23 protein-coding genes are annotated in these 21,510 nt (G+C 68.6%); 4 read left to right on the top strand and 19 right to left on the bottom strand.

Features of this window, described 5'->3' with window-relative positions:
* Position 1 precedes the first annotated feature (1 nt).
* A complete protein-coding gene (locus H0B54_RS22445; RefSeq protein WP_343069006.1) occupies positions 2-1,219 on the bottom strand; it encodes a hypothetical protein in 1,218 nt (405 codons plus the stop codon).
* An 87-nt stretch (positions 1,220-1,306) separates the two neighbouring features.
* Positions 1,307-1,777 (bottom strand): DUF3299 domain-containing protein, encoded by a 471-nt coding sequence (locus H0B54_RS22440; RefSeq protein ID WP_188262166.1) that lies wholly within the window; start codon positions 1,775-1,777, stop codon positions 1,307-1,309.
* Between the two features lie 301 nt (positions 1,778-2,078).
* Here H0B54_RS22440 and H0B54_RS22435 point away from each other — a divergent pair, with 301 nt between their 5' ends.
* Positions 2,079-2,429: an ArsR/SmtB family transcription factor gene (locus H0B54_RS22435; protein ID WP_094306285.1), complete on the top strand. Its 351-nt coding sequence runs from the start codon at positions 2,079-2,081 to the stop codon at positions 2,427-2,429.
* 192 nt (positions 2,430-2,621) lie between these two features.
* Positions 2,622-3,446: an N-formylglutamate deformylase gene (gene hutG, locus H0B54_RS22430; protein ID WP_188262165.1), complete on the top strand. Its 825-nt coding sequence runs from the start codon at positions 2,622-2,624 to the stop codon at positions 3,444-3,446.
* Positions 3,447-3,461: 15 nt separating this feature from the next.
* On the opposite strand, the gene H0B54_RS22425 is transcribed toward hutG, so the two are convergent.
* From H0B54_RS22425 to H0B54_RS22350, 16 genes are all read right to left on the bottom strand, one after another.
* A complete protein-coding gene (locus H0B54_RS22425) occupies positions 3,462-3,872 on the bottom strand; it encodes a bacteriohemerythrin (protein WP_038528038.1) in 411 nt (136 codons plus the stop codon).
* 359 nt (positions 3,873-4,231) lie between these two features.
* Entirely contained in the window at positions 4,232-5,017 is a 786-nt protein-coding gene (gene fabI, locus H0B54_RS22420; protein WP_014240318.1) for an enoyl-ACP reductase FabI, read from the bottom strand.
* A gap of 287 nt (positions 5,018-5,304) precedes the next feature.
* Positions 5,305-5,727, bottom strand: a complete 423-nt coding sequence (locus tag H0B54_RS22415; protein WP_188262164.1) for a YgaP-like transmembrane domain — start codon at positions 5,725-5,727, stop codon at positions 5,305-5,307.
* A gap of 28 nt (positions 5,728-5,755) precedes the next feature.
* Positions 5,756-6,643: a PRC-barrel domain-containing protein gene (locus H0B54_RS22410; RefSeq protein ID WP_188262163.1), complete on the bottom strand. Its 888-nt coding sequence runs from the start codon at positions 6,641-6,643 to the stop codon at positions 5,756-5,758.
* 100 nt (positions 6,644-6,743) lie between these two features.
* On the bottom strand, positions 6,744-7,382 hold the full coding sequence (gene ureG, locus H0B54_RS22405) for an urease accessory protein UreG (protein WP_014240314.1): 639 nt from the start codon (positions 7,380-7,382) through the stop codon (positions 6,744-6,746).
* The gene (locus H0B54_RS22400) at positions 7,379-8,269 is read right to left on the bottom strand and encodes an urease accessory protein UreF (protein WP_343069005.1); all 891 of its coding nucleotides are present in this window, start codon (positions 8,267-8,269) and stop codon (positions 7,379-7,381) included. Before H0B54_RS22400 ends, ureG begins: the two co-directional genes overlap by 4 nt.
* Positions 8,178-8,759, bottom strand: a complete 582-nt coding sequence (locus H0B54_RS22395; RefSeq protein ID WP_188262162.1) for an urease accessory protein UreE — start codon at positions 8,757-8,759, stop codon at positions 8,178-8,180. The genes H0B54_RS22400 and H0B54_RS22395 overlap by 92 nt, the downstream gene beginning before the upstream one ends.
* The gene (gene murI / locus H0B54_RS22390) at positions 8,756-9,613 is read right to left on the bottom strand and encodes a glutamate racemase (RefSeq protein ID WP_188262161.1); all 858 of its coding nucleotides are present in this window, start codon (positions 9,611-9,613) and stop codon (positions 8,756-8,758) included. Before murI ends, H0B54_RS22395 begins: the two co-directional genes overlap by 4 nt.
* A gap of 184 nt (positions 9,614-9,797) precedes the next feature.
* Positions 9,798-11,507, bottom strand: coding sequence for an urease subunit alpha (gene ureC, locus H0B54_RS22385; RefSeq protein WP_188262160.1), 1,710 nt, complete (start codon positions 11,505-11,507; stop codon positions 9,798-9,800).
* Positions 11,508-11,533: 26 nt separating this feature from the next.
* On the bottom strand, positions 11,534-11,839 hold the full coding sequence (locus tag H0B54_RS22380; protein ID WP_114859129.1) for an urease subunit beta: 306 nt from the start codon (positions 11,837-11,839) through the stop codon (positions 11,534-11,536).
* A gap of 11 nt (positions 11,840-11,850) precedes the next feature.
* On the bottom strand, positions 11,851-12,153 hold the full coding sequence (locus H0B54_RS22375; RefSeq protein WP_014240308.1) for an urease subunit gamma: 303 nt from the start codon (positions 12,151-12,153) through the stop codon (positions 11,851-11,853).
* A 37-nt stretch (positions 12,154-12,190) separates the two neighbouring features.
* Positions 12,191-13,456, bottom strand: coding sequence for a glycosyltransferase (locus H0B54_RS22370; protein ID WP_188262159.1), 1,266 nt, complete (start codon positions 13,454-13,456; stop codon positions 12,191-12,193).
* 42 nt (positions 13,457-13,498) lie between these two features.
* Positions 13,499-14,341 carry an urease accessory protein UreD gene (locus H0B54_RS22365; protein ID WP_343069003.1) on the bottom strand — a complete coding sequence of 281 codons (843 nt, stop codon included), beginning with the start codon at positions 14,339-14,341 and terminating at the stop codon, positions 13,499-13,501.
* Positions 14,334-16,709 (bottom strand): xanthine dehydrogenase molybdopterin binding subunit, encoded by a 2,376-nt coding sequence (xdhB, locus tag H0B54_RS22360; RefSeq protein WP_188262158.1) that lies wholly within the window; start codon positions 16,707-16,709, stop codon positions 14,334-14,336. The genes H0B54_RS22365 and xdhB overlap by 8 nt, the downstream gene beginning before the upstream one ends.
* A complete protein-coding gene (gene xdhA / locus H0B54_RS22355) occupies positions 16,702-18,171 on the bottom strand; it encodes a xanthine dehydrogenase small subunit (protein ID WP_188262157.1) in 1,470 nt (489 codons plus the stop codon). The genes xdhB and xdhA overlap by 8 nt, the downstream gene beginning before the upstream one ends.
* A gap of 119 nt (positions 18,172-18,290) precedes the next feature.
* Entirely contained in the window at positions 18,291-18,992 is a 702-nt protein-coding gene (locus tag H0B54_RS22350; RefSeq protein ID WP_038528061.1) for a LuxR C-terminal-related transcriptional regulator, read from the bottom strand.
* A 352-nt stretch (positions 18,993-19,344) separates the two neighbouring features.
* Here H0B54_RS22350 and H0B54_RS22345 point away from each other — a divergent pair, with 352 nt between their 5' ends.
* Positions 19,345-20,007, top strand: a complete 663-nt coding sequence (locus H0B54_RS22345; protein WP_094306273.1) for a LuxR C-terminal-related transcriptional regulator — start codon at positions 19,345-19,347, stop codon at positions 20,005-20,007.
* A gap of 44 nt (positions 20,008-20,051) precedes the next feature.
* On the opposite strand, the gene H0B54_RS22340 is transcribed toward H0B54_RS22345, so the two are convergent.
* Positions 20,052-20,624 (bottom strand): type 1 glutamine amidotransferase domain-containing protein, encoded by a 573-nt coding sequence (locus H0B54_RS22340; RefSeq protein ID WP_188262156.1) that lies wholly within the window; start codon positions 20,622-20,624, stop codon positions 20,052-20,054.
* Positions 20,625-20,753: 129 nt separating this feature from the next.
* Between H0B54_RS22340 and H0B54_RS22335 the strand changes: the two genes are divergently transcribed.
* Complete coding sequence (locus tag H0B54_RS22335) at positions 20,754-21,503, top strand: PRC-barrel domain-containing protein (protein WP_094306271.1); 750 nt, start codon at positions 20,754-20,756, stop codon at positions 21,501-21,503.
* Positions 21,504-21,510: the final 7 nt, after the last annotated feature.

The raw sequence follows: 21,510 nt of genomic DNA, 5'->3' as shown, positions 1-21,510 counted from the left end.
ATCAGTGTGTCGGCAACCGCTTCCCGCGTTCCGCCGCCAGCACCGCCAAGGTCAGCAAGAGACCGGTGTCGAGGTACTTGAAACTCGTGTGCAGGCCGAGCGCCATCAGCAGCGGCGCCACCACCGCCCAGCCGAGCGCGGGATCGGTGCGGAACAGAGCCACCGCGCGTGGAGCGAGACCGCCGAAATAGGCGATCAGGGCGCACAGGCCGACCACCCCGGTCTTGGCAAGTGCGTAGGTCACGAGCGTGTGGGTGTAGGACACGCGCCAGCCGCCCACCGCCGGGTTGGCGAGGAGCGCCCCCCATCCCTGCCCGAACAGGAAAGCGGCCGGGGAGGACAGGGTCTGCCCGAGCGCAGCCTCCGCCTCCTCCCACCGGGTGTTCGCACCGGCCAGCCGGGTTTTCTCGGCCACCTGTCCCAAGGCGCCGAACAGCGACTCGGGAAACAGCGCCACCAGCAGCAGCGCGGCCACCCCTACCCCGAGCCCGGCCAACGGCGCCCGGCGTAGCCACCACAGCCCCAGGGCGGCGAAGGCCATGACGGCAAGCCCCAGCGCCATGCGGTGCACCGCCCCGGCGAGCGCCGCCAGACACAGCAAACCGCCCACAATCGCGACCACTCCAGTGACGCGCCGCAGCCAGCCACCGCGCGCCAGCATCCCAACTCCGAAGGCCGGCAAACCGATTGCGGCGAACAGGACCGATGGCGCGTTCAGCAGGTAAACACCGCCATCCGCCATCGCCCGGATACCGACGGCGCCGAATCCCCATTCCGCCTGCTTCCACCAACGCAGCGCGAATCCAACCCCGGCCACCGCCATGCCGACCGTCAGCAGCCCCACCGCCCGGTCGGGAGCGGCGCGCAGCGTCGGCACCAAGAGCACGGGAAGGAACAGATAAAGAAGTGGGACCACGTCGCGCACCATGTCGCCCGGCGCCCAGCCGAGCCAAACGCCGCGCATCAGCGGACACCACAGCAACACCGCCAGAGCCAGCACCGCGGGCAATTCCCACGGCGGCATTTCGCGTTCCAGCAGCGTGTGGCCGGTCGCCACCGACAGGGGATGCAGCAGTCCGACGCCCAAAGCCAGCAGCGCGCCGATGGCCGCTTCGACCAAGCGGATCTCCGCCGGTGCCGGCGCGCTCAGCAGACCATAGAGGACCAAAGCCAGCGACAGCCCGGCGGCACGCCACAGCGCCACATCCCGTCCGGCCACCCGCTCCCCGCAACCTGTTCGAGTCGATCCGGCGTCAACATCCCACGGCGCACCGGAAAAGGGAATTCCTTATCTGGCGAGCAACGATCAGGCGTAGCGAAGCTCCGCGCGATCGAGACGATAGAACAACCCCTCCAAAGGGTTCAGCCGCAACGTGCCGGTAATCAGCACCGGGGCCTGCGATTCGCGGACCGGGATTTGGCTGTGGACATACAGCATGGTGGAGGGGCTGGGCCGATGGCAGGCCGGGCAGGAAATGGGATTGGCGGCGAGGATGAAGCGGTTGTGGGACGGCGCGTCGCCCAGCGGCACCATGAAGCCGCGCACCGTCACCAGCTTTCCCTCCAACGCCTTGACACGGGTCGGAAAGACCGGGTTGGCGGCCGGTCCCTCCATGCGGACCTGGACCAGATCCCGCCACAGGGCCGTGGTGTCATCCAACGACAGATGGAAGGGTCCGGCGGGATGCGTGGGTTCGCTGGCGTTGGTGGCCCAGATCGCCCAGCCGGCCACCGGGGCCAGCGCGAGCGGCAGCAGAACCTGTCGGCGCGACGTCATGGCGGTCCTCCCCCTCGATCCTGACCGTTTCGGTCGGTCGTTCGACCGTTCATTCGATCATTTATTCGACCGTTGAAGGCGTCCTGTGCGGCCTTATCCTGGACCGTCGTGCTTGTGGCCGAATTGTTTCCGAGCCTTCGCCGAAGGTCAACAGGCGAGCGATAGGCCATACGTAAGATGCCGCCGCCCGGCGACTTCGGACGCTGCTTCGCCGACCTATGGGATTGACGCGGCCGCTGACCTATACTTTGTAAGAGCGGCAACCACCGATAAAAACCTAACGAGCGGGAATCAACGCGGCATGCAAAAAGGGGCAGCACCGAAGGACAAGCCGGCGCATCTCCGCCTGTCCGAAGACCAGACCACCGAACTGGCCGACATGTTCCGCCTGATGAGCGACCCCAGCCGGCTGCGCATCATCCTGGCCTGCCTGGACACCTCGACCTCGGTCGGCGACATGGCGGCGGCGCTGGGCCTGTCGCCGTCGCTGGTCAGCCATCACCTCCGTCTGCTGCGGGCAGGGCGGCTGATCCAGGCGGAACGGCGCGGCAACCGGGTCTTCTATCTGATCACCGACGAGCACATCCGGCGCGTCCTGTCGGACATGGTCGACCATGTGGCGGAGGAAAGCGAAGGCGACCTGGAAGCGTGAGCCGGCGACAGATGTGAAGGCGGTTGCGGCGGCTTCGGCTGCCACAACGCGTTGAAGCCTTTATAACAAATACGCAATAGGGTTTGACCGCCATGCCGGTTGCGCCGCATAGTTCCGTTTATGCTGCGGCGCATCAAACCGTTGTTGCACGAATGGCCTGATGGGTGGGGCCAGGAAACCAAGGGTGTTGGCATGGAGACGTTCCGCTTCCAGCCGGGGGAGACCCCCGTCCTGCTCAGCATCCCGCATGTCGGCACCGTCGTGCCGCCGGACATCGCGGCCACCATGACCGACGCTGCCCTGGCGGTGCCGGACACCGACTGGCATCTCGACCGCCTCTATCACTTCGCCCCGGCGCTGGGCATCGGCTTCCTGAGGCCCATCGTTTCGCGCTACGTGATCGACCTGAACCGCGATCCCGACGGCGCCGCTGCCGACCCCGGCGCCGGCAACACCGAACTCTGTCCCCTCACCACCTTCGATCACCAGCCGGTCTATCAGCCGGGGCAGGAACCGGATGCGGCGGAGATGCGGCGACGGATCGGTGCCTATTGGCGCCCCTATCACGAGCGGCTCGACGGCGAGCTTCAGGCGCTGAAGGAACGCTTCGGCGTGGCGGTGCTGTTCGACGCCCATTCCATCCGGTCGCGTGTTCCGCGTTTCTTCGACGGACAGATCCAAGACTTCAACCTGGGCACGGTCGAAGGGACCAGCGCCTCGCCGGCCCTAGTCGGCCGCGTGATGAACGTGCTCACCGCGACCGGGCGCTTTTCGTCGGCGCAGAACGGGCGCTTCAAGGGTGGCTTCATCACCCGCCGTTACGGCAATCCCGCCGACAACATCCACGCCATCCAGCTCGAACTGTCGCAAGTCACCTACATGGACGAGGAAGCCCCCTTTGGCTTCCGCGAGGAGTCGGCGCGTCAGGTGCGCCCGACCCTGGAGCGGTTGCTGAGCCTCGTCGTCGAATGGGCGTGGGAGAACGCCGCCGGACGTCGGCGCAGCGCCTTCCTGTAACGGCCCGTTCGGCTCTCAGACCCAGACGCCCCGCACATAGGGCGTCAATTGCGTGTCCTGCATGATGATGTGGTGAACCAGCCAATTGGCCGTGAAGGTGTAGATCCGCTCGGCGTTCTGGTGGGTCGGGTCCCGCGTGAAGACCGCGGACAATTCGCTCAAGGTCCGCACCGCCTCGTGATGCTGGCGGACATGCTCCTCGAACTTCGGGTAATGCACGGCCTGCATGATCTTTTCTTCGCGGGCGAAGTGCTGCTGGGTGTATTCCAGAAGCTTCATGAGGATCTTGGCGACACGCACGGGCATGAAGCTGCGCGAATTCAGCGCCGCGTCCAGTTCATTCAGATACTCGATCAGGTGCTTGTGATCTTCATCGATGGACGGCTGGCCGACGCTGAGCTGCCGCCTCCACGTAATGACACCCATGAACCCTCCGCACCCTGTCTTCCGCGGCCACCGGGCAATTCCGCCGAAAGCCACCGCATTGAAGGGAAGCGCGCCGCATCTGCGCAACTGAAGATGAAGGTGCGCAATCCGTCAAGAAACCGTAAATTCCAAACGCCGCGCCCCTTGTTACCGCCGACTCCGAACCGGCGGCCTTTGCCTGCATTATGGGCGCATTTTCTACAAAACGAACGCATACGATCGTCACATGGCATTTTGCCGCACCAAAACAAAGACGCAGAAAGGCAGGGGAAACACCATGTTTCCCTTGCCTTTCCATCGACTTTATCAAGAAGAGGCGATGATCGGCCGCCCCAACTTATCCGCGAACGACCGCTCGGTCAGCCGACGATCGAATAGCCGCAATCCACATAGGTGGTGCTGCCGGTGATGCCCTTGGCACCGTCCGTCGCCAGGAAGGCGGTGGTGTAGCCGACCTCTTCGATGGTGACGAGGCGCTGTTCCGGCGCGCGTTCCGCGGCCTTCTCCATCAGCTCGTCGAAATGGGCGATGCCGGAGGCGGCGCGGGTCTTGATCGGACCCGGGGAAATGGCGTGCACGCGGATGCCCTTCGGGCCCAACTCCGCCGCCAGATAGCGCACGCTGGCCTCCAGCGCGGCCTTCACCGGCCCCATGACGCCGTAATTGTCGATCACGCGGTTGGCGCCGAAATAGGACATGGTGAACAGCGAACCGCCGTCCTTCATCAGCGGCTCCGCGTAGCGGGCCATCCGGATGAAGGAGTGGCAGGACACGTCCATCGCCATCTGGAAGCCCTCGCGGGAGCAATCGACGACGCGGCCGTGCAGATCGTCCTTCGGGGCGAAGGCGATGGAGTGCAGCGCGAAGTCCAGCTTGCCCCACTTCTGCTCGATCTTCTCGAAGATGGCCTTCAGCTCACCTTCGCCGGTGACGTCCACCGGTTCGAAGATCTCCGCTTCGAGCTGCTGGGCCAGCGGCTCGACGAAGCGCTTCGCCTTGTCGTTGAGGTAGCTGACCGCGAGATCCGCGCCCAGCGCGCGGAAGGCGCGGGCGCAGCCCCACGCGATCGACTGATCGTTGGCGATGCCGAGCACGAGGCCCTTCTTGCCTTCAAGGGTGGCGGCGGCGGGGATGATCGTGGTCATGGGCTGGCTTTCCCGGATTGCAAGGTGGCCGGATTCAGAGTGCGCCAGATCGGATCACTCGAATTGTGCAACGCACCATAATGCAATCGAAGGTCATAGGCAACTTGTTAAAGTCGCAATATAACCGACATTATCGCTTTGTTTATCCGTAACACAGCCTTCACACAGCGAAGACGCGAAGTCCGTGGCAGCGCTCCATACCCCTTTCTTGCGTATTCATGGAAAGGACCGCAACAAAGACAAAGGCCCCACCATCCGGAGGGGCCTTTTCACAGGGCTGGAGACGATCAAACGGCTCCGGGCGTGAAGGACGGCGGATCGCTGGCCGGGAAGGACTCCATCGACGCCTCGTCCACCTTCTCCTTCTCGTCGGCATCGTCGTAGATGTCTCCGGGATGGCGGGAATAACGATGGATGCCCTGATCCACATCCTCGGCGGGGGTGCCCCTCGCCCTGTCTTGGCCGCCCCAGTCCTCCATCAACGCCTTGGCCGGGCAGTAACCGGTCAACCCGCGGGCGACCAGGGCACCACCGGCCAGCGCCAACGCCGCCCCGGCGACGGTCGGACGGCGCAGCCCGAGCACGGCGAGAAGCCCGCCGCCAACCAGCGAGACCAAGCGTTCGGTGTGCCCGACGTTGATCATGCGTTCGAGATCGTCCGGCAGGGCCGCGTCGCGGCTGCCCATGCCCTGTTGGCTCGTCATCGCCATCGCTGCTCTCCTCGATCTTTTTCTATGGTCACTGCTGCGGGGTGGGCGGCGTGGATCCGCCCTGGCCCGGCGCCGGCGTGGCGCCGGTCGAACCGGACGAGCCCGGTTGCGCCGCCCCGTCTGGCTTGCGGGCGGTATCGGCCAGCGTGCGGGCTTGCGACAGCTCGCGGTTCAGCCGGTCGACTTCCTGCGACAGCCGCTGCACCTCCGATTGGAGCTGCGGCGAACCCGCGGCACCGCCCTCCGGCATACCAACCGCGGCGAGGGCCGCACCGTCGCGCATCCAATAGGGCTGGACCCCGTAATAGGTGTGCAGCGCCACCGCCCATTGCCGGTCCGACATGTCCGGACGGTTGGAGCGGGTGAACTGCGGCGCCGCGGTCAGCCGGTCCTTGGTGACGTTGAGGACATAGCCGTCACCGGACTGCGCCGCCCCTCCTTGCGCCGGCTGGACCAATGCCCATGGAACCGGGAAGTTGCGCTCGCCCAGACCGAGGAAACCGCCGGCCTCGACCACGGCGTAGGCGACGCGCCCGGTGTTCGGATCGACCACCAGTTCGGAAATGGAGCCCATCTCCTCGCCGCTGGCGTTGTGCAGCTTGGCCTTGGCCAAGTCGTCGGCGGCGACCACGCGCGGGTGCTCGACCGAGCGCAGCAACGCGTCGGCCTCGCTCAGGATGGTCTGGCAGGCCGGCTCGCCGCCCCGCTGCCCAGCGCGCTCGGCGGTCTGGCGCAGGGCGCGGAGCTGGCCGATCTCCTGCGGGCTGATGGAGGCGGGAGTCTGGTTGCCGGCGGCCTCCAGCGCGCCGATGCGCTGGCCCAGCCGGTTCACCCCCTCCGGGCAGGTCTCGGCGAGAGCCGGCCAAGGCCCGAGCGCCCCCGCGATCATGGCGGCGCTGAGGAGCAGGCGTTTCATCGTCGGTGCCTCCGGCTTGGTTTCCGTGCGTGTGCTTCTCACGCGTGGAAAACAGCACGGCCAAGACGGAGGTTCCGTGAATGCTTCTTCCGCGAAGCGGTCAGCCCGGAAGCGGCAACCCGCCCCGCTGAACGATGAAGGATTGGACCGCGTCCACCCCCTGCCCCGTCTTGATGTTGGTGAAGACGAAGGGCCGGTCGCCGCGCATCTTCTTCGCGTCGCGGTCCATCACCTCCAGGCTCGCGCCGACCAGCGGGGCGAGGTCGATCTTGTTGATGACCAGCAGGTCCGACCGGGTGATGCCCGGCCCGCCCTTGCGCGGGATCTTGTCGCCCGCCGACACGTCGATGACGTAGATGGTCAGGTCGGCCAGTTCCGGCGAGAAAGTGGCCGCCAGATTGTCGCCGCCCGATTCGACGAAGATCAGGTCGAGGTTCGGGAACTTGCGATTCATCTCGTCGACGGCGGCGAGGTTGATCGAGGCATCCTCGCGGATCGCCGTGTGCGGGCAGCCGCCGGTCTCCACCCCCATGATCCGGTCCGGCTTCAGCGCGCCCGAGCGGGTGAGGAACTCGGCGTCCTCCTTGGTGTAGATGTCGTTGGTGATCGCCGCGACCTCCCAGTCGTCGCGCATGCGCTTGCACAGCGCGTCGGTCAGCGCCGTTTTGCCGGAGCCGACCGGCCCGCCGATGCCCACGCGCAGGGGGCCACCATGGCTCTTGGAAATCGGGGCGGTCATGAGCGGAACAACCTCGTGTATTGGGTTTCGTGGATCATGGAGGTCCAATCGACGGCCATGGCGCGGCTGCCCAGGTCGTCGAGCGGGGCGGCCAGCGCGGCCTCCGCCGCAGAGTGCACCACGGAATCGAGCGCCGCCAGGGCCTTCTGCCCGTCCGTCTGCCCCAGCGGCACCAGCCGCACCCCGGCGGAGACGAGGTTGGCGGCGAAGGCGTGCAGGTAGGCCGACAGCGCCGGCCCCTCCGGCACGCCGATCAGCGCGGCGGCCAGCGCCACGGCGACGGCGTAGGCGACCGGGCGGCCGCTGTCGGCGATCACCCGGTCCCAGCGCTCCATCCCCTCCAGCGGCCAGGCGGCGCGCACGGCGATGAGGAAGGCCTGCCCCTGCGCGCGGCTCTCCAGCGCGGTTTCGGAGGAGGCGCGCATGGCGTCGGCGCGTTCGACCGCCCAGGCGAAGCTCTCCTCGTCGCCGGCCAGAACGGCGCGGTGGGCGGCCACGAAGAGCATGCCGTCGGTGCGCCCCGCGCCGTGGCGCAGGATGCCGTCCATCCAGCGCGCCAGCGTGTCGCGGTCGCGGACGAGGCCCTGCTCCACCGCCGCCTCGATGCCATGGCTGTAGGAGAAGCCGCCGACCGGGAAGGACGGCGACAGCCAGGCGAGGAGCTTGGTGAGGTGGGTGGCCGAGACGGGCCCCCACCCCCCCGCTGCGCGGGTCCCTCCCTCCCCCGCTGCGCAGGGGAGGGCCAGATCCCCTCCCTCGCGAAGCGGGGGAGGGTTAGGGAGGGGGCAAGCGCCCTCAGTCATGCGAATGCCCATGGGAATGCCCATGGGAATGGGAGTGCCCATGGGAATGCGAATGACCATGATCGTGGTCGTGGTCGTGGTCATGCCCATGCTCATGGCCGTGCCCGTGCGAGTGGCCATGCCCCTGCCCCGAGTACGCCCCGCCCTCCGGCGCGAAGGGCGCGTGGATGGCGGCGACGTTGGCCCCCAGCCCCTTCAGCATGTCCTCGATCACATGGTCGCGGCGCAGGCGGATGGTCTCGCCGACGATCTGCACCGGCAGGTGGCGGTTGCCGAGGTGCCAAGCGATGCGGGCAAAGCCCTCCGTCCCGCCGCCGCAGCGCACCTCCATCAGCTCCTCGTCGGCGGCGACCACGCGCAGGTAAGCGCCGTCGCCCAGTTCCAGCCCGTCGCCATGGTCGAGCGCGACCGCGCGCGGCAGGTCCAGCAGGAAGTCGGACCCCGCATCGTCCGTCATCACCATGCGCCGCCGATGGCGGTCGTCGAAGGCGAGGGTCACCGTGCCGGCCTCGCGCTCGGCCGGCCAATGGCCGCGGGCGTGGACTCGGGTGGCGCGGCGGAGCGTGTCGGTCATGGAGAAAGCCGTTCGAAGGGTGTGGGCCGGCCGAAGAAACGTCCCGCGAGGGCGCCGACCGGTTCCGCCGCTCCCGTGGTGAAGAAACGAAGGGCGCCTGCCGCCTCGCCAGCGGACGGGGCTGGGGCGTATTCGGGGTGGCGCTCCAGGTAGTTGTCCAGCGACCGGGCGACCAGACTGGGCTGGCACAGCACCTCCACGCCCGGCGGCAGCGCCTCCGCGAACAGATGCGCCACCAGCGGGTAATGGGTGCAGCCGAGCACCGCCGCGTCCAGCGGTTGGCCGCCGAGCTGCTCCAGCAGCGCCCGCACATAGCCGCGCACCGCCGGAGCCAGCTCCGCATCCCCCGCCCCCCGCTCGATCAGCGGGACGAGGTCCGGGCAGGCCTGCTGCACCACCCGCACGTCGGGCGCCCGCTTGCCGATCTCGCGCGGGAAGGAGCCCGACGCGACGGTGGCGGGGGTGGCGAAGACGCCGACCGTCCGCGGCTCCGGACGCCAGTCGGCGGCGGGGCCATCCTGCATCCAGGGCACGCGGGTGATCGCCTCGACCATCGGCACCAGGACACCCAGCACGTTGCGTCCCGGGTGGACCACGGGCAGCCACGTCTGCTGCATCCGCCGCAGCGCCACCGCCGCCGCCGTGTTGCAGGCCAGGACGACCAGCCCGCAGCCCTGGGCGAACAGCCGCTCCACCCCCTGGACCGTCAGGCGGTAGATGTCCTCCTCGCTGCGCGGACCATAGGGAGCGGCGGCATGGTCGCCGAGATAGACGAAGGGACGCCCGGGAGCGGCGGCCACCAGCGCGCGCAGCACCGTCAGACCGCCATGCCCGGAATCGAAAACACCAATCACGAACGCTTCACCCTCTGCCTCGAATTCCCTCTCCCGCCCCGGGAGAGGGAGGGACCCACCGCGAAGCGGTGGGAGGGTGAGGGTGCCGACAAGGATCGGCGCCCTGATCCTCGAACGACCCTCACCCGCCCGCTTCGCGGGCACCCTCTCCCGGGTCGGGAGAGGGAAATGTTCCATTCTCGCCTCAGAACAGGAAGTACCGCTGCGCCATGGGCAGCACGTCCGCCGGCTCGCAGGTCAGGAGCTGGCCGTCGGCGCGCACCTCGTAGGTTTCCGGATCGACCTCGATGTGGGGTGTGGAATCGTTGTGGATCATCTGCTTCTTGCCGACGGCCCGCACCCCCGTCACCGCGACCAGCTCGCGCCGCAGGCCGAGCGAGCGCAGCGCCTCGTTCTCCAGCGACAGCTTGCTGACAAAGGTCAGGGAGCTGGCCTGCATCGCGCGGCCGTAGGCGCCGAACATCGGGCGGTAATGCACCGGCTGCGGCGTCGGGATGGAAGCGTTGGGGTCGCCCATCAGCGCCGCCGCGATGGTCCCGGCCTTCAGCACCATGTCGGGCTTCACGCCGAAGAAGGCCGGCGACCAGACCACCAGATCGGCCAGCTTGCCCACCTCGACCGAGCCCACGACATGGGCGATGCCGTGCGACAGGGCCGGGTTGATGGTGTATTTGGCGACGTAGCGCTTGACGCGGAAGTTGTCGTTCTCGCCCGTCTCCTCGGCCAGGCGCCCGCGCTGGACCTTCATCTTGTGCGCGGTCTGCCAGGTGCGGATGATCACCTCGCCGACCCGGCCCATGGCCTGGCTGTCCGAACTCAGCATTGAGAAGACGCCGAGGTCGTGCAGGATGTCCTCCGCCGCGATGGTCTCGCGCCGGATGCGGCTCTCGGCGAAAGCCACGTCCTCCGGGATGCGGGGCGACAGGTGGTGGCAGACCATGAGCATGTCGAGATGCTCGTCCACCGTGTTCACCGTGAAGGGCCGCGTCGGGTTGGTGGAACTGGGCAGCACGTTGGGCAGGCCCGCCACCTTGATGATGTCCGGCGCGTGGCCGCCGCCCGCCCCCTCGGTGTGGAAGGCGTGGATGTTGCGGCCCTTGAAGGCGGCGATGGTGTTCTCCACGAAGCCCGACTCGTTCAGCGTGTCGGTGTGGATCGCCACCTGGATGTCCGTCTCCTCCGCCACCGTCAGGCAGGTGTCGATGGCCGCCGGGGTGGTGCCCCAGTCCTCGTGCAGCTTCATGCCGCAGGCGCCGGCCGCGATCTGCTCCAGCAGCGCGTCAGGACGGCTGGCGTTGCCCTTGCCGAAGAAGCCGAGGTTGATCGGCAACCCTTCCGCCGCCTGGAGCATCCGGGCCATGTGCCACGGCCCCGGCGTGCAGGTGGTGGCCGACGTGCCCGCCGCCGGGCCGGTGCCGCCGCCCAGCATGGTGGTGACGCCGCTGTTCAGCGCCTCGTCCACCTGCTGCGGGCAGATGAAGTGGATGTGGGCGTCGATGCCGCCGGCGGTGACGATCTTGCCCTCACCGGCGATGACCTCGGTCCCCGGCCCGACGACGATGGTCACGCCCGGTTGGACGTCCGGATTGCCGGCCTTGCCGATGCCGGCGATGCGCCCGCCGATGATGCCGATGTCGGCCTTGACGATGCCCCAGTGGTCGATGATCAGCGCGTTGGTGATGACAGTGTCCACGGCGCCGCCCTGGCGCGAGGTCTGGGCCTGCCCCATGCCGTCGCGGATCACCTTGCCGCCGCCGAACTTGACCTCCTCGCCATAGACGGTGTGGTCCTTCTCGACCTCCACGATCAGGTCGGTGTCGGCCAGCCGGACACGGTCGCCCACGGTGGGGCCGTAGAGAGCCGCGTATTCGGCCCGGTCGATGCGATGCGCCATTGTCTGATGCCCTCCGCTGGCGCCCTTTACAGGCTGCCGTTGACCTTGCCGTTGAAGCCGATGACCACGCGGTTGCCGGCGTAGGCGACCAGCCGCACGCGCCGCGTCTGGCCCGGCTCGAAGCGCACCGCCGTCCCGGCGGGGATGTCCAGCCGGAAGCCGCGCGCCTGTTCGCGGTCGAAGGTCAGCGCCCCGTTCGTCTCGGCGAAGTGGTAGTGCGAGCCGACCTGGATCGGGCGGTCGCCGGCGTTGGCGACGTCCAGCTCCACCGTGTCGCGGCCGGCGTTGAGTTCGATCTCGCCCGCGGCGGGGATGATTTCACCGGGTTTCATCGGGGCTCCCCTTAGCGAATCGGCTGGTGGACGGTGACGAGCTTGGTGCCGTCGGGGAAGGTGGCCTCGACCTGGATCTCGTGGATCATCTCCGGGATGCCGTCCATCACCTGATCGCGGGTGATCACCGTCGCGCCGTCGCGCATCAGCTCGGCCACAGTCCGTCCGTCGCGCGCGCCCTCCACCACATAATCAGTGATGAGGGCCACCGCCTCGGGATGGTTCAGCTTCACGCCACGCTCCAGCCGGCGGCGCGCCACCATGGCGGCCATGGCCACGAGAAGCTTGTCCTTCTCGCGCGGTGTCAGGTTCATGGGGCTGTCTCTCCGCCTTCCCATTGGGTTGGCGGGATTATGCCACGTTGCTGCGGTGCGCCAATCCCTCTTCGATGAATCGCACCGCGTTTCCGACACCATCCTCGGCCCGGATGCGGGCACCGAGCGCCGCGGCCCGGCTGCGCATGCCCGGATCGCCGGTCGCCTCGATGGCGCGGGCGAGCCCGTCGGCGGTCAACGTCCGGCGGGGAATCGGCGGCGGCGCGACGCCGAGATCGTGAAGCCGGGCGCCCCAGAAGGGCTGGTCGCCCATGAAGGGGATCACCACCGCCGGAACGCCCGCGCGCAGTCCCGCCGCCGTGGTGCCGGCGCCGCCGTGATGGACGACGGCGGACACGCGCGGAAACAACCAATCGTGCGGCGCCGACTCCAGGCCATGGACCGTCTCCGGCAAGGCCGACCGGTCGATCCCGCCCCACCCGGCGGAGAGCACGGCGCGCCGCCCGTTCAGAGCCTCGACGACCAGCCGCGTCGTCTCGGCGGGATCGAACCCGGCCATGCTGCCGAATCCGACATAGACCGGCGGCGGGCCGCCCTCCAGAAAGGACAGGAGGTCGGGCGGCGGCGTGTAGGCGTCGGCCTCGTCCAGGAACCAGAAGCCGGTCGCCCGGATGAAGTCCGGCCAGTCGTCTGGCCGCGGCAGCGCATGGGTCGAGAAGGCGTAGGGCATCGGCCATTTCGCCGTCATCAGCAACGGTCCCGGCCCGATGAAGGAGGGCTTCAGACCCAACACCGCGCGCCGCGCCCGGTTGGTCGGCGCCCGGAAGGTCTGCCAGACGAGCTGCATCATCGCCAGATGCAGGGCGTAGTTCACCACGCCCGGAAGACGCCGGGGCGGCATCATCGGCGGCGGGAAGGCCCGCGTCGGCGCCATCGGCTGCAACGCCGTCCCGACGACCGGAACGCCCAGCTTCTCCGCCACCGCCACGCCCGCGTAGAAGGCGAGGCCGGAGGCGATGATCGCGTCGCTTCCCCACGCCGCCTCCCAATATTCCCGCATCCAGTCCTGCGCGTGGTCCTGGCCGAGACGGAGAAGCGCCCGCATCATCTTGACGGGGTTGATGCCGTCGCGGAACAGCCCGTCCGCCTCCCGGCTGCCGGTCACGGCGCGCAGGTCGCCGGACAGCGGGCTGTAGTCCAGACCATGCCGTTCGATCAGGCCGCGGAACTCGCGGTCGGCGGGAAAGGCGACGGAATGCCCGGCGGCCCGCAGGCCCTTTCCAAGAGCGACGTAAGGACGGATGTCGCCCTGGGAACCGTAGGTGACGATGGTGAATCGCATGGGACGGGAGCTACGCCGGCAATCCCCCTTTGACAAGGGGGGTCAGACCTCCCAAAGCCGCGGCAATCTGACCGGCAGCCCCGCCGCCGCCGAGCGCAAATGCGACCACAGCGCCGCGTAGGCGCCACGCACCGACCGCGCCTCGCCGCCCAGGATGCGGACGACCAGCAGCCCGTCGAAAGCCGTGGCGCCGACCCGCACGCCCTCCAGCCCCTCCGCCGCCTCGCGCAGCGCCTCCAGCCGGCTTCCAGCGTCGGTGGCGGCGTAGAGCAGCGTGGCGCAGGCCCCGGCTCCGCCGAAGCCAGCCGGGTGGGCCAGCGTCTCGGCGAGGTCGCCGTCCATGTGCAGGGCGTCGGCCCAGGCCAACCGTCCGTCGCGCACCACCTCCCAAGCGTCGCGGACGAGGCCGCGGGTGACCGTCTCGCCGAAGGCGGCGCGCCCGAAGACCAGCATCTCCCCGGCGATCAGTCGGGCGTCCGCTTCCAGTTCCAGCCGGGTCAGGCGGCGCAGGCGGGAGCCCTCGAAGACGATGGCCTCCTGCGGCATCCATTCCAGCCAGCCGCCGGCCTCCACGGTCACGCGGGTGTCGATGCGGCAGTCCGGCCCGGCGGAGCGGTAGACCTTCTCCGCCGCCTGCGTCGTCACCAGCGCCGCCGCCCCCGGCCCCGCCGACAGGGCGACGTCCAACCGGTCGCCGCCGACCAGCCCGCCGGAGGTGGTGACCAGCACCGCGATGGGCAGGTCTCCCGCCCGCGGGTCGGGCAGCAGCACCCGCAGCGGGTCGTGGTGGTAGAGCGTGGCGAGGCGCGTGGCCCCATGGCGATGCTCGAATCGCACCGTCGCCGCACCGTGGACGGCGACCTTCTTCATCAACGCGTCAGCCACCAGCGGAACCCATCCTTGCCTTGATATCCCGGGCCTTCACATCCTCGACCGACAGCAGCACGCGCTCCGGCGTCGCGGGCGCGTCGAGGCGCACGGGCAGCCGGTGGCCGCCCACCGCCGCGACGGCGTCCTTCAGCGCCAGCCACGCCGAGATGCCGAGCATCAGCGGCGGCTCACCGATCGCCTTGGAGCGGAACACCGTGTCCTCCCGGTTGGGGCGGTCGGTGTAGAGCGCCACCCGGAAATCCTCCGGCAGCGAGCGCGAGGTCGGGATCTTGTAGGTGCTGGGCGCGTGAGTGCGCAAGCGTCCCTCGCCGTCCCACCACAGCTCCTCCGACGTGACCCAGCCCAGCCCCTGGACGAAGGCGCCCTCCACCTGCCCGAGGTCGATGGCCGGGTTGATGCTGCCCGAGCAGTCGTGCAGCACGTCGGCGCGGGGGAAGCTGTATTCGCCGGTCAGCGTGTCGATCAGCGCCTCGGTCACCGCGACGCCGCAGGAGAAGTAGAAGAAGGGCCGCCCCTCGCATTTCTCGCGGTCCCACCAAATCTTCGGCGTGGCGTAATGGCCGGTGGAGGACAGCGACACCCGGTTCAGATAGGCCAGCTTCGCCACCTCCGCGAAGGTCATGGCGTGGTTGCCGGCGAAGACGGCGTTGTCGCGGAACTCCACCTTGTCCGGCGTGGTGTGGCAGTGCTGGGCGAGGAACGCCACCAGCCGGTCGCGGATGGTCCCCACGGCGATGCGCACCGCCATGCCATTCAGGTCGGTGCCGGCCGACGCGGCGGTGGGCGGGGCGTTCGGCACCTTGTCGGTGGCGCTGGCGGTGACCCGCACCCGCTCCACGTCGATCTGGAATTCCTGGGCGGCGATCTGGGCCATCTTGGTGTGGATGCCCTGCCCCATCTCCGTTCCGCCGTGATTCACCTGGATGGAGCCGTCGGTGTAGACATGGACCAGCGCCGCCGCCTGGTTCAGGTGCTTGACGGTGAAGGAGATGCCGAACTTCACCGGGGTCACCGCCAGACCCTTCTTCAGCACCGGGCTGCGGGCGTTGAAGGCGTCGACCTCCGCGCGGCGGCGGCGGTAGTCGCCGTCCCGCTCGATCCGGTCCATCAACTCGGCCAGGATCTCCGGCTCCTCGACCGGCATCCCGTAATGGGTGGTGTCGCGGCCCGGCCCGCCGTAGAGGTTGGCCCGGCGCACGTCGAGCGGGTCCTTGCCGAGGGAGCGGGCGATCTCGTCCACCACATGCTCGATGGCGATGACGCCCTGCGGGCCGCCGAAACCGCGGAAGGCGGTGTTGGACACCGTGTTCGTCCTGCAGCGATGCCCGGTCACCCGCGCCGCCGGCAGGAAGTAGGCGTTGTCGGCGTGGAACATGGCGCGGTCCACCACGCCGTTGGACAGGTCCAGCGACATGCCGCAGCGCCCGGCGAGGTCCATCTCCAAACCCTGGATGCGCCCCTCCGCGTCGAACCCGACGTCGTAGCGCACGAAGAAGTCGTGGCGCTTGCCGGTCATCAGCATGTCGTCGTCGCGGTCCAGACGGAACTTTGCGGGCCGCTTCGTCGCGTTCGCCAGCAGGGCGGCGATGGCGGCGATCTGCGCCGGCTGGCTTTCCTTGCCGCCGAATCCGCCGCCCATGCGCCGGCACTCCACGGCGATGCCGTGCATCGGACGCCCGAGCACCTGGGCGACGGCGTGCTGGACCTCGGCCGGGTGCTGGGTCGAGGAATGGACCAGCAGGTCGCCGTCCTCCTTGGGGATGGCGTAGGCGATGTGGCCTTCCAGATAGAAATGGTCCTGCCCGCCGACCTCCAGAGTTCCGGTCAGGCGGTGCGGCGCCCCGGCGACCTCCGCCGCCGCGTCGCCGCGCCGGAAGGTCAGCGGCGGGGAGACGAAGCTGCCCTTGTCCAGCGCCGCCTCGGCGGTCAGCACCGCCGGCAGGTCCTCATAGTAGATCTCCACCAGCCGGGCCGCCGCGCGGGCCTGCAACAGCGTTTCCGCCGCCACGGCAACCACCGCCTGCCCGGCATACTCGACCAGTTCGTCGGCCAGGATGGGGTCGCCGCGCTGGATGGTGCCGATGTCGCCGTCCCCCGGAATGTCGGCATAGGTGAGGACCGCGTGAACGCCCGGCGCCTGTTTCGCCCGCGACAGGTCCATCCCCAGGATGCGCGCGTGCGCCCGCTCGGACAGCCGCACCGCGACGTGCAGCGTGCCGGGCAGTTCCGGGATGTCATCGGTGTAGGCCGCGGCGCCCATCACATGCTTGCGGGCGCTTTCATGCTCGATGCCGCGATGGACACCGCCCCGGATCGGGTGGATGGCGCCCTCCTTCTGGGCGATGGTGCCGCCGTCAGCCATGCACGGCCTCCAAGGAGGGCAACTCGCCCCCGGTCGTGTGAAGAAGGAAGCGCATCAGCAGGTTCTTCGCCACCAGCGCGCGGTAGCGGTCGCTGGCCCGCATGTCCGTCATGGGCCGGAAGTCGCGGTCGAGCGCCGGCATGGCCGCCGCCACGGCGTCGGCCGTCCAGGGCTGCCCGACCAGCGCCGCCTCCAGCGCCGGGGCGCGGGCCGGGGTCGCGGCCATGCCGCCGTAGCCGGCCCGCAACGCCGCCACTTGCCCCTCCCCATCCAGCGTCACCAGGAAGGCGGCGCAGACGGCGGAAATGTCCTGGTCCCGCCGCTTGGACACCTTCCAGGTGGCGAAGCGCTGGCCCTCGCGCGGCAGGGGGATGCGGATGCGCTCGACGAACTCGCCAGGCTTCAGGTCGTTCTTGCGGTAGCCGTGGTAGAAGCGATCCAGCGGCAGCTCCCGCCGCACCCCGCTCCGGTTCAGCACCAGCGAGGCGCCCAGCGCCAGCAGGGCCGGCATGCTGTCCCCGATGGGCGAGCCGTTGGCGACGTTGCCACCCAGCGTCCCGGAATTGCGCACCTGCGCCGCTCCGATGCGGGTGACCAGAGCGGCCAGCTCGGGTATACGGCGCTCCAGAACCGGCAGCAGATCGGTGTAGGTCGCCGCGGCGCCGACCTCCAGCGCATCGGCCCCTTCATCGATCCGACGAAGCTCCCGCACCTGGGCAAGATGGATCAGAGTGGGCAGGCTGCGCCCCTGCTTGGTCACCCACAATCCCACGTCGGTCGCCCCGGCCACCAGCGTGGCGTTCGGATGCGCGGCGAACAGGGTGGCCAGTTCATCGACGCTCCGCGGCGCGTGGAAGCTGGCGGCGCCGTGGGTCATGGTCAGGGGCCCGTCGCGCCGGATGGAGCGCAGCACTGTGGCGATCCCCTCCTCTGCCCGGTCGAATCGGTCTTCGGCCCGCTCCGCCATCATGGTTCGGGCGGCGTCGAGGATCGGGCGGTAGCCGGTGCAGCGGCACAGATTGCCGGCCAGCGCGTCGTGAATCGCCCCATCGGTCAGACCGCTGCCGTCCGTAGCGCGCCCTTGGTGGTGGAGCGCAAACAGCGCCATCACGAAACCGGGGGTGCAGAAGCCGCATTGCGAGGCATGCTTGTCCACCATCGCCGCCTGGACGGGGTGCAGGTCTCCGTCCTCGCCGGCCAGATCCTCGACGGTCAGCAGCAGCTTGCCGTCGATCATCGGCAGGAAGAGGATGCAGGCGTTGACGGCGCGGTAGAGCAGGCGCCCATCCGGGGCGAGATCGCCCAGCACCACCGTGCAGGCGCCGCAATCCCCCTCGGCGCAGCCCTCCTTGGAACCGGGGCGCCCGTTGGCGCGCAGCCAGTTCAGCACCGTGGTGGTGGGATCGGCGTCCCGCACCTCCACCACCCGTCCGCCGAGCACGAAACGCACAGAGCCCGTCATTGTCCCTCCTGTCGGGCGTTTCCGTCATAGTGCCGGAAAGTCTCCGCAGGCCGCAATGGGGGCCCGGCCGTCTACCCATAAAGGCATGGTTCGGATGGATAAACGGCTCGGGAAGGGCGTCAGGCGTCCTCTGGGAAGCAGCCGCTGCGGGCGGCCACAACGGCGACCTGGGTGCGGTTGCGCACGCCCAGCTTCTGCATGATCGCCCGCACATGGACCTTCACGGTGCCTTCCAGCACGCCCAACTCCCGCGCGATCTCCTTGTTCGAGTGACCGGCCAGCAGAAGCTGGAACACGTCGCGCTGCCGGTCGGTCAGCCGGTCGAGGATCTGCCCCGAGGGGCGCGCGACCTCCGCCGCGACGTTGCCGGACAGAACGGCGCGCGGCAGCGGCAGGAAGGTCTCCCCGGTCAGCGCCAGGGAAATCGCGTGCTCCAGGACCGCGGTGGAACTGGTCTTCAGGATATAGCCCCTGGCCCCCAGCCGCACGCTGTCCACGATGTCCGCCACCTCGTCCGACCCGGAGATGACCAGCAGCGGCCGGTTTCCCAGCACCTCGACCATGCGGCGCACCCCGTCGCGCCCGCTGCGGTCTCCCAGATTGAGGTCGAACAGGACCAGCGTCAGATCCGGCGTGCGGTCGGCGATGGCCATCGCCTCGTCCAGCGAGCCAGCCTCCAGCACCTGCGCGTCCGGGTGGATCTCCCCCACCGAGAGGGCGAAGCCGTGCCGGACCAAGGGATGGTCGTCCACCACCAAAAACGTCTGCGCCCTACCGGCCACCGACCGCTCCTTGCCGCGCGTCTGCAGCTGAACTTCCATTGCTTTGCTACCCCATCAAGCCGCCGAAAGCCGATCTGGAAAACAAAAGAGCCCCAAACCAGCCCAGCTTTCTGTCCAGCGGAAAAGTATAAAGATACCTCTTTTGGACTTTGCAGAAGCAGCGCCATGCGAATTTCTATCGTTTCGAAGCCATTTATGATTCATTCGTATCGAGCTTCTTCCAAGCATCTTGCGCCGCTCCCTGACCATCCGTATAAATCATCGGGACAACCAGCGTAAAGCACGCTTTTTCGATACAATAAAGGCGGCTTTTTTCCCTTTTCCCAGGCGAAACGGACAACGATTGGCGTTGTGCGCTGCTCGTCACGGGTGGCGTCGCGGAGGAGTTTCGATGAGAACCTGGAACGTCATGCTCGTGGACCATGATCGGCTGTTTTCGGCGGCGCTGGGAACGCTCATCGGCGGCGGCCCTTTCCGCGTCTGCCACCATGCCGCGACGGTGGAGGATGCCGAGGCGGCCATCGCGCAGGGCGTGCAGCCCGACTTGATCGTGGTGGCCCTGGGTGAGGCGACGAACGACGAGGCCGGCGGGGTGAAACGGTTGCGTACCGCCACCAGCGCCCGCATCGCCGTGCTGGCCGACGCCATCGCCGACCGCACGCTATCGCTGTCGTTGAAGGCTGGTGCCGACGCCTACCTGAACAAGTCGATGTCGAGCGAGTCCCTGCTGCGCGCCCTGCAACTGGTCATGCTGGGCGAGGTGGTCTATCCGACCCACGTCGCCAGCCTGCTGATCGCCAACGCCAACAGCGAGCGCCCGCAGCCGGAGCGCGCCCAGCCCGCCAGCAACGAGCTGTCGAAGCGCGAGATCCAGATCCTGCGCTGTCTGCTCGCCGGGCAATCGAACAAGGCGATCGCGCGCAACCTGCACATCACGGAATCGACCGTGAAGATGCATTTCAAGAACGTGATGCGGAAGATCAACGCCCAGAACCGCACCCAGGCTGCGGTCTGGGCGATCCAGAACGGCCTGTCGCCGCTGGTGTCCGTTTAGAGAGTCTGTCCCCTCTCCCAGCGCGGGGAGAGGGGACGTGCACCTCACTCCGCCGCGTGGCGGTTGCCGCTGTGGCGGCCTTCGGCGAACTCCTCGACCATCTTGCGGCAGAAGGCCGGCAGATCATCCGGCTTGCGCGACGTCACCAGCCCCCGGTCGGTGACGACTTCGCTGTCCTCCCAATTCGCCCCGGCGTTTCCGAGATCGGCCTTCAGCGACGGCCAGGAGGTCATGCGCTTGCCCTTGGCGCCGCCCGCGTCGATCAGCGTCCAGGGGCCGTGACAAATCGCGGCGATGGGCTTGCCCGACTGGACGAAGCTGCGCACGAAATCGATGGCCTTGGGCTCCAGCCGCAGCGCGTCGGGGTTGATGACGCCGCCCGGCAGCACCAGCGCGTCGAAGGTGCCGGGATCCGCCTGATCGAGCGTGACGTCCACGTCCACCCGGTCGGCCTTGTCGTGGTGGTTCCAGCCCTGGATCTGTCCGCCCTGGGGCGCCACGATCCGCACGTCGGCGCCTTCGTTGCGCAGCGCCTTCACCGGCTCGGTCAGTTCGACCTGTTCGAAGCCGTCGGTCGCCAGAACCGCGACGGTCTTCTTCTCCAGCTTTCCTGCCATGGGATCACCTCCTCGGTTGGCCTGTCCGGTCAGCAACCGGCGTACCTCTGGGGAGTTCCCTCTGGAACCGCCACGCACCCCCCATGTTCCCTTTGACGGACCGCGCGTCACAATCGGGAGCAAAGACCCATGCGTTACAGCGGCACTTCGGCGGGCATCCTCGCCGCATTCGCCATCGCCACGTCCCTGACCCTGGGCGTTCCTCAACCTGCCCAGGCTCAACCTTCCCAGTCCGCCCAAACGGTGCGAACCACGGAGGCGTCCTACCCACGGCTCTACCAAGGCTGGCGGGCCGGGGTGATCGTCGGGACGGAGGTCGAGGGGCTGCTCGGCGAAGAGCTTGGTCAGGTGGTGGATCTCGTCGTCGGCCCGGACGGACGGCTGGAAAGCGCGGTGATCGAGGCCAGCGGCATGCTCGACGTCGGCGAGGCGCGCTTCACCGTGCCCTGGCACCAGCTCATGCCCGGATCGGTGGACGGCATCCTGGCCTATCCGGTCACCGGCCCCGACACGCTGGACCTGATCCGGCGCCAGCAGCAGGCGGCGAGCCGGCCCGGCGACTGGCGAGTCTCCGCCCTGATCGGCCAGCCGGCCAACACGGCGGGCGGCGCAACGGAGGCCGGCTTCTTCGGCACGGTGGAGGATCTGGTGTTCGACCGCAACGGCGCGCTCAGGGCCGTCGTGGTGACGCCGGAACCGGAGGGCGAAGGCCCCTACGCCGTCGCCTGGAAAGCGGCGGCGCTGGAGCCGGGCCTGACCTCCGTCACGTTGCAGGCGACGCCGGATCAGGTCAAGGCGCTCGGCTCCTTCGACGCGGCGCGCATGAAGGAGTTCAACACCGCGCGTCTGAATCAGGGCGCCCAAGCCCGTCAGGATTAAGGCGCGC

This window comes from Azospirillum tabaci, from assembly GCF_014596085.1.
GTDB classification, from domain to species: domain Bacteria; phylum Pseudomonadota; class Alphaproteobacteria; order Azospirillales; family Azospirillaceae; genus Azospirillum; species Azospirillum tabaci.
Note: the sequence above shows the minus strand (reverse complement) of the source record. Positions and strands in the feature narration are given on the sequence as shown.

Coding starts and splice junctions, on each gene's coding strand:
- H0B54_RS22440 (WP_188262166.1), bottom strand. CDS start 1,777: ATGACGTCGCGCCGACAGGTTCTGCTGCCGCTCGCGCTGGCCCCGGTG.
- ureC (WP_188262160.1), bottom strand. CDS start 11,507: ATGGCGCATCGCATCGACCGGGCCGAATACGCGGCTCTCTACGGCCCC.
- H0B54_RS22350 (WP_038528061.1), bottom strand. CDS start 18,992: ATGGAAGTTCAGCTGCAGACGCGCGGCAAGGAGCGGTCGGTGGCCGGT.
- H0B54_RS22425 (WP_038528038.1), bottom strand. CDS start 3,872: ATGGGTGTCATTACGTGGAGGCGGCAGCTCAGCGTCGGCCAGCCGTCC.
- xdhB (WP_188262158.1), bottom strand. CDS start 16,709: ATGGCTGACGGCGGCACCATCGCCCAGAAGGAGGGCGCCATCCACCCG.
- H0B54_RS22340 (WP_188262156.1), bottom strand. CDS start 20,624: ATGGCAGGAAAGCTGGAGAAGAAGACCGTCGCGGTTCTGGCGACCGAC.
- H0B54_RS22345 (WP_094306273.1), top strand. CDS start 19,345: ATGAGAACCTGGAACGTCATGCTCGTGGACCATGATCGGCTGTTTTCG.
- H0B54_RS22375 (WP_014240308.1), bottom strand. CDS start 12,153: ATGAACCTGACACCGCGCGAGAAGGACAAGCTTCTCGTGGCCATGGCC.
- xdhA (WP_188262157.1), bottom strand. CDS start 18,171: ATGACGGGCTCTGTGCGTTTCGTGCTCGGCGGACGGGTGGTGGAGGTG.
- H0B54_RS22380 (WP_114859129.1), bottom strand. CDS start 11,839: ATGAAACCCGGTGAAATCATCCCCGCCGCGGGCGAGATCGAACTCAAC.
- fabI (WP_014240318.1), bottom strand. CDS start 5,017: ATGACCACGATCATCCCCGCCGCCGCCACCCTTGAAGGCAAGAAGGGC.
- H0B54_RS22410 (WP_188262163.1), bottom strand. CDS start 6,643: ATGAAACGCCTGCTCCTCAGCGCCGCCATGATCGCGGGGGCGCTCGGG.
- ureG (WP_014240314.1), bottom strand. CDS start 7,382: ATGACCGCCCCGATTTCCAAGAGCCATGGTGGCCCCCTGCGCGTGGGC.
- H0B54_RS22395 (WP_188262162.1), bottom strand. CDS start 8,759: ATGACCGACACGCTCCGCCGCGCCACCCGAGTCCACGCCCGCGGCCAT.
- hutG (WP_188262165.1), top strand. CDS start 2,622: ATGGAGACGTTCCGCTTCCAGCCGGGGGAGACCCCCGTCCTGCTCAGC.
- H0B54_RS22415 (WP_188262164.1), bottom strand. CDS start 5,727: ATGGCGATGACGAGCCAACAGGGCATGGGCAGCCGCGACGCGGCCCTG.
- H0B54_RS22335 (WP_094306271.1), top strand. CDS start 20,754: ATGCGTTACAGCGGCACTTCGGCGGGCATCCTCGCCGCATTCGCCATC.
- H0B54_RS22435 (WP_094306285.1), top strand. CDS start 2,079: ATGCAAAAAGGGGCAGCACCGAAGGACAAGCCGGCGCATCTCCGCCTG.
- H0B54_RS22400 (WP_343069005.1), bottom strand. CDS start 8,269: ATGACCACGACCACGACCACGATCATGGTCATTCGCATTCCCATGGGC.
- H0B54_RS22370 (WP_188262159.1), bottom strand. CDS start 13,456: ATGCGATTCACCATCGTCACCTACGGTTCCCAGGGCGACATCCGTCCT.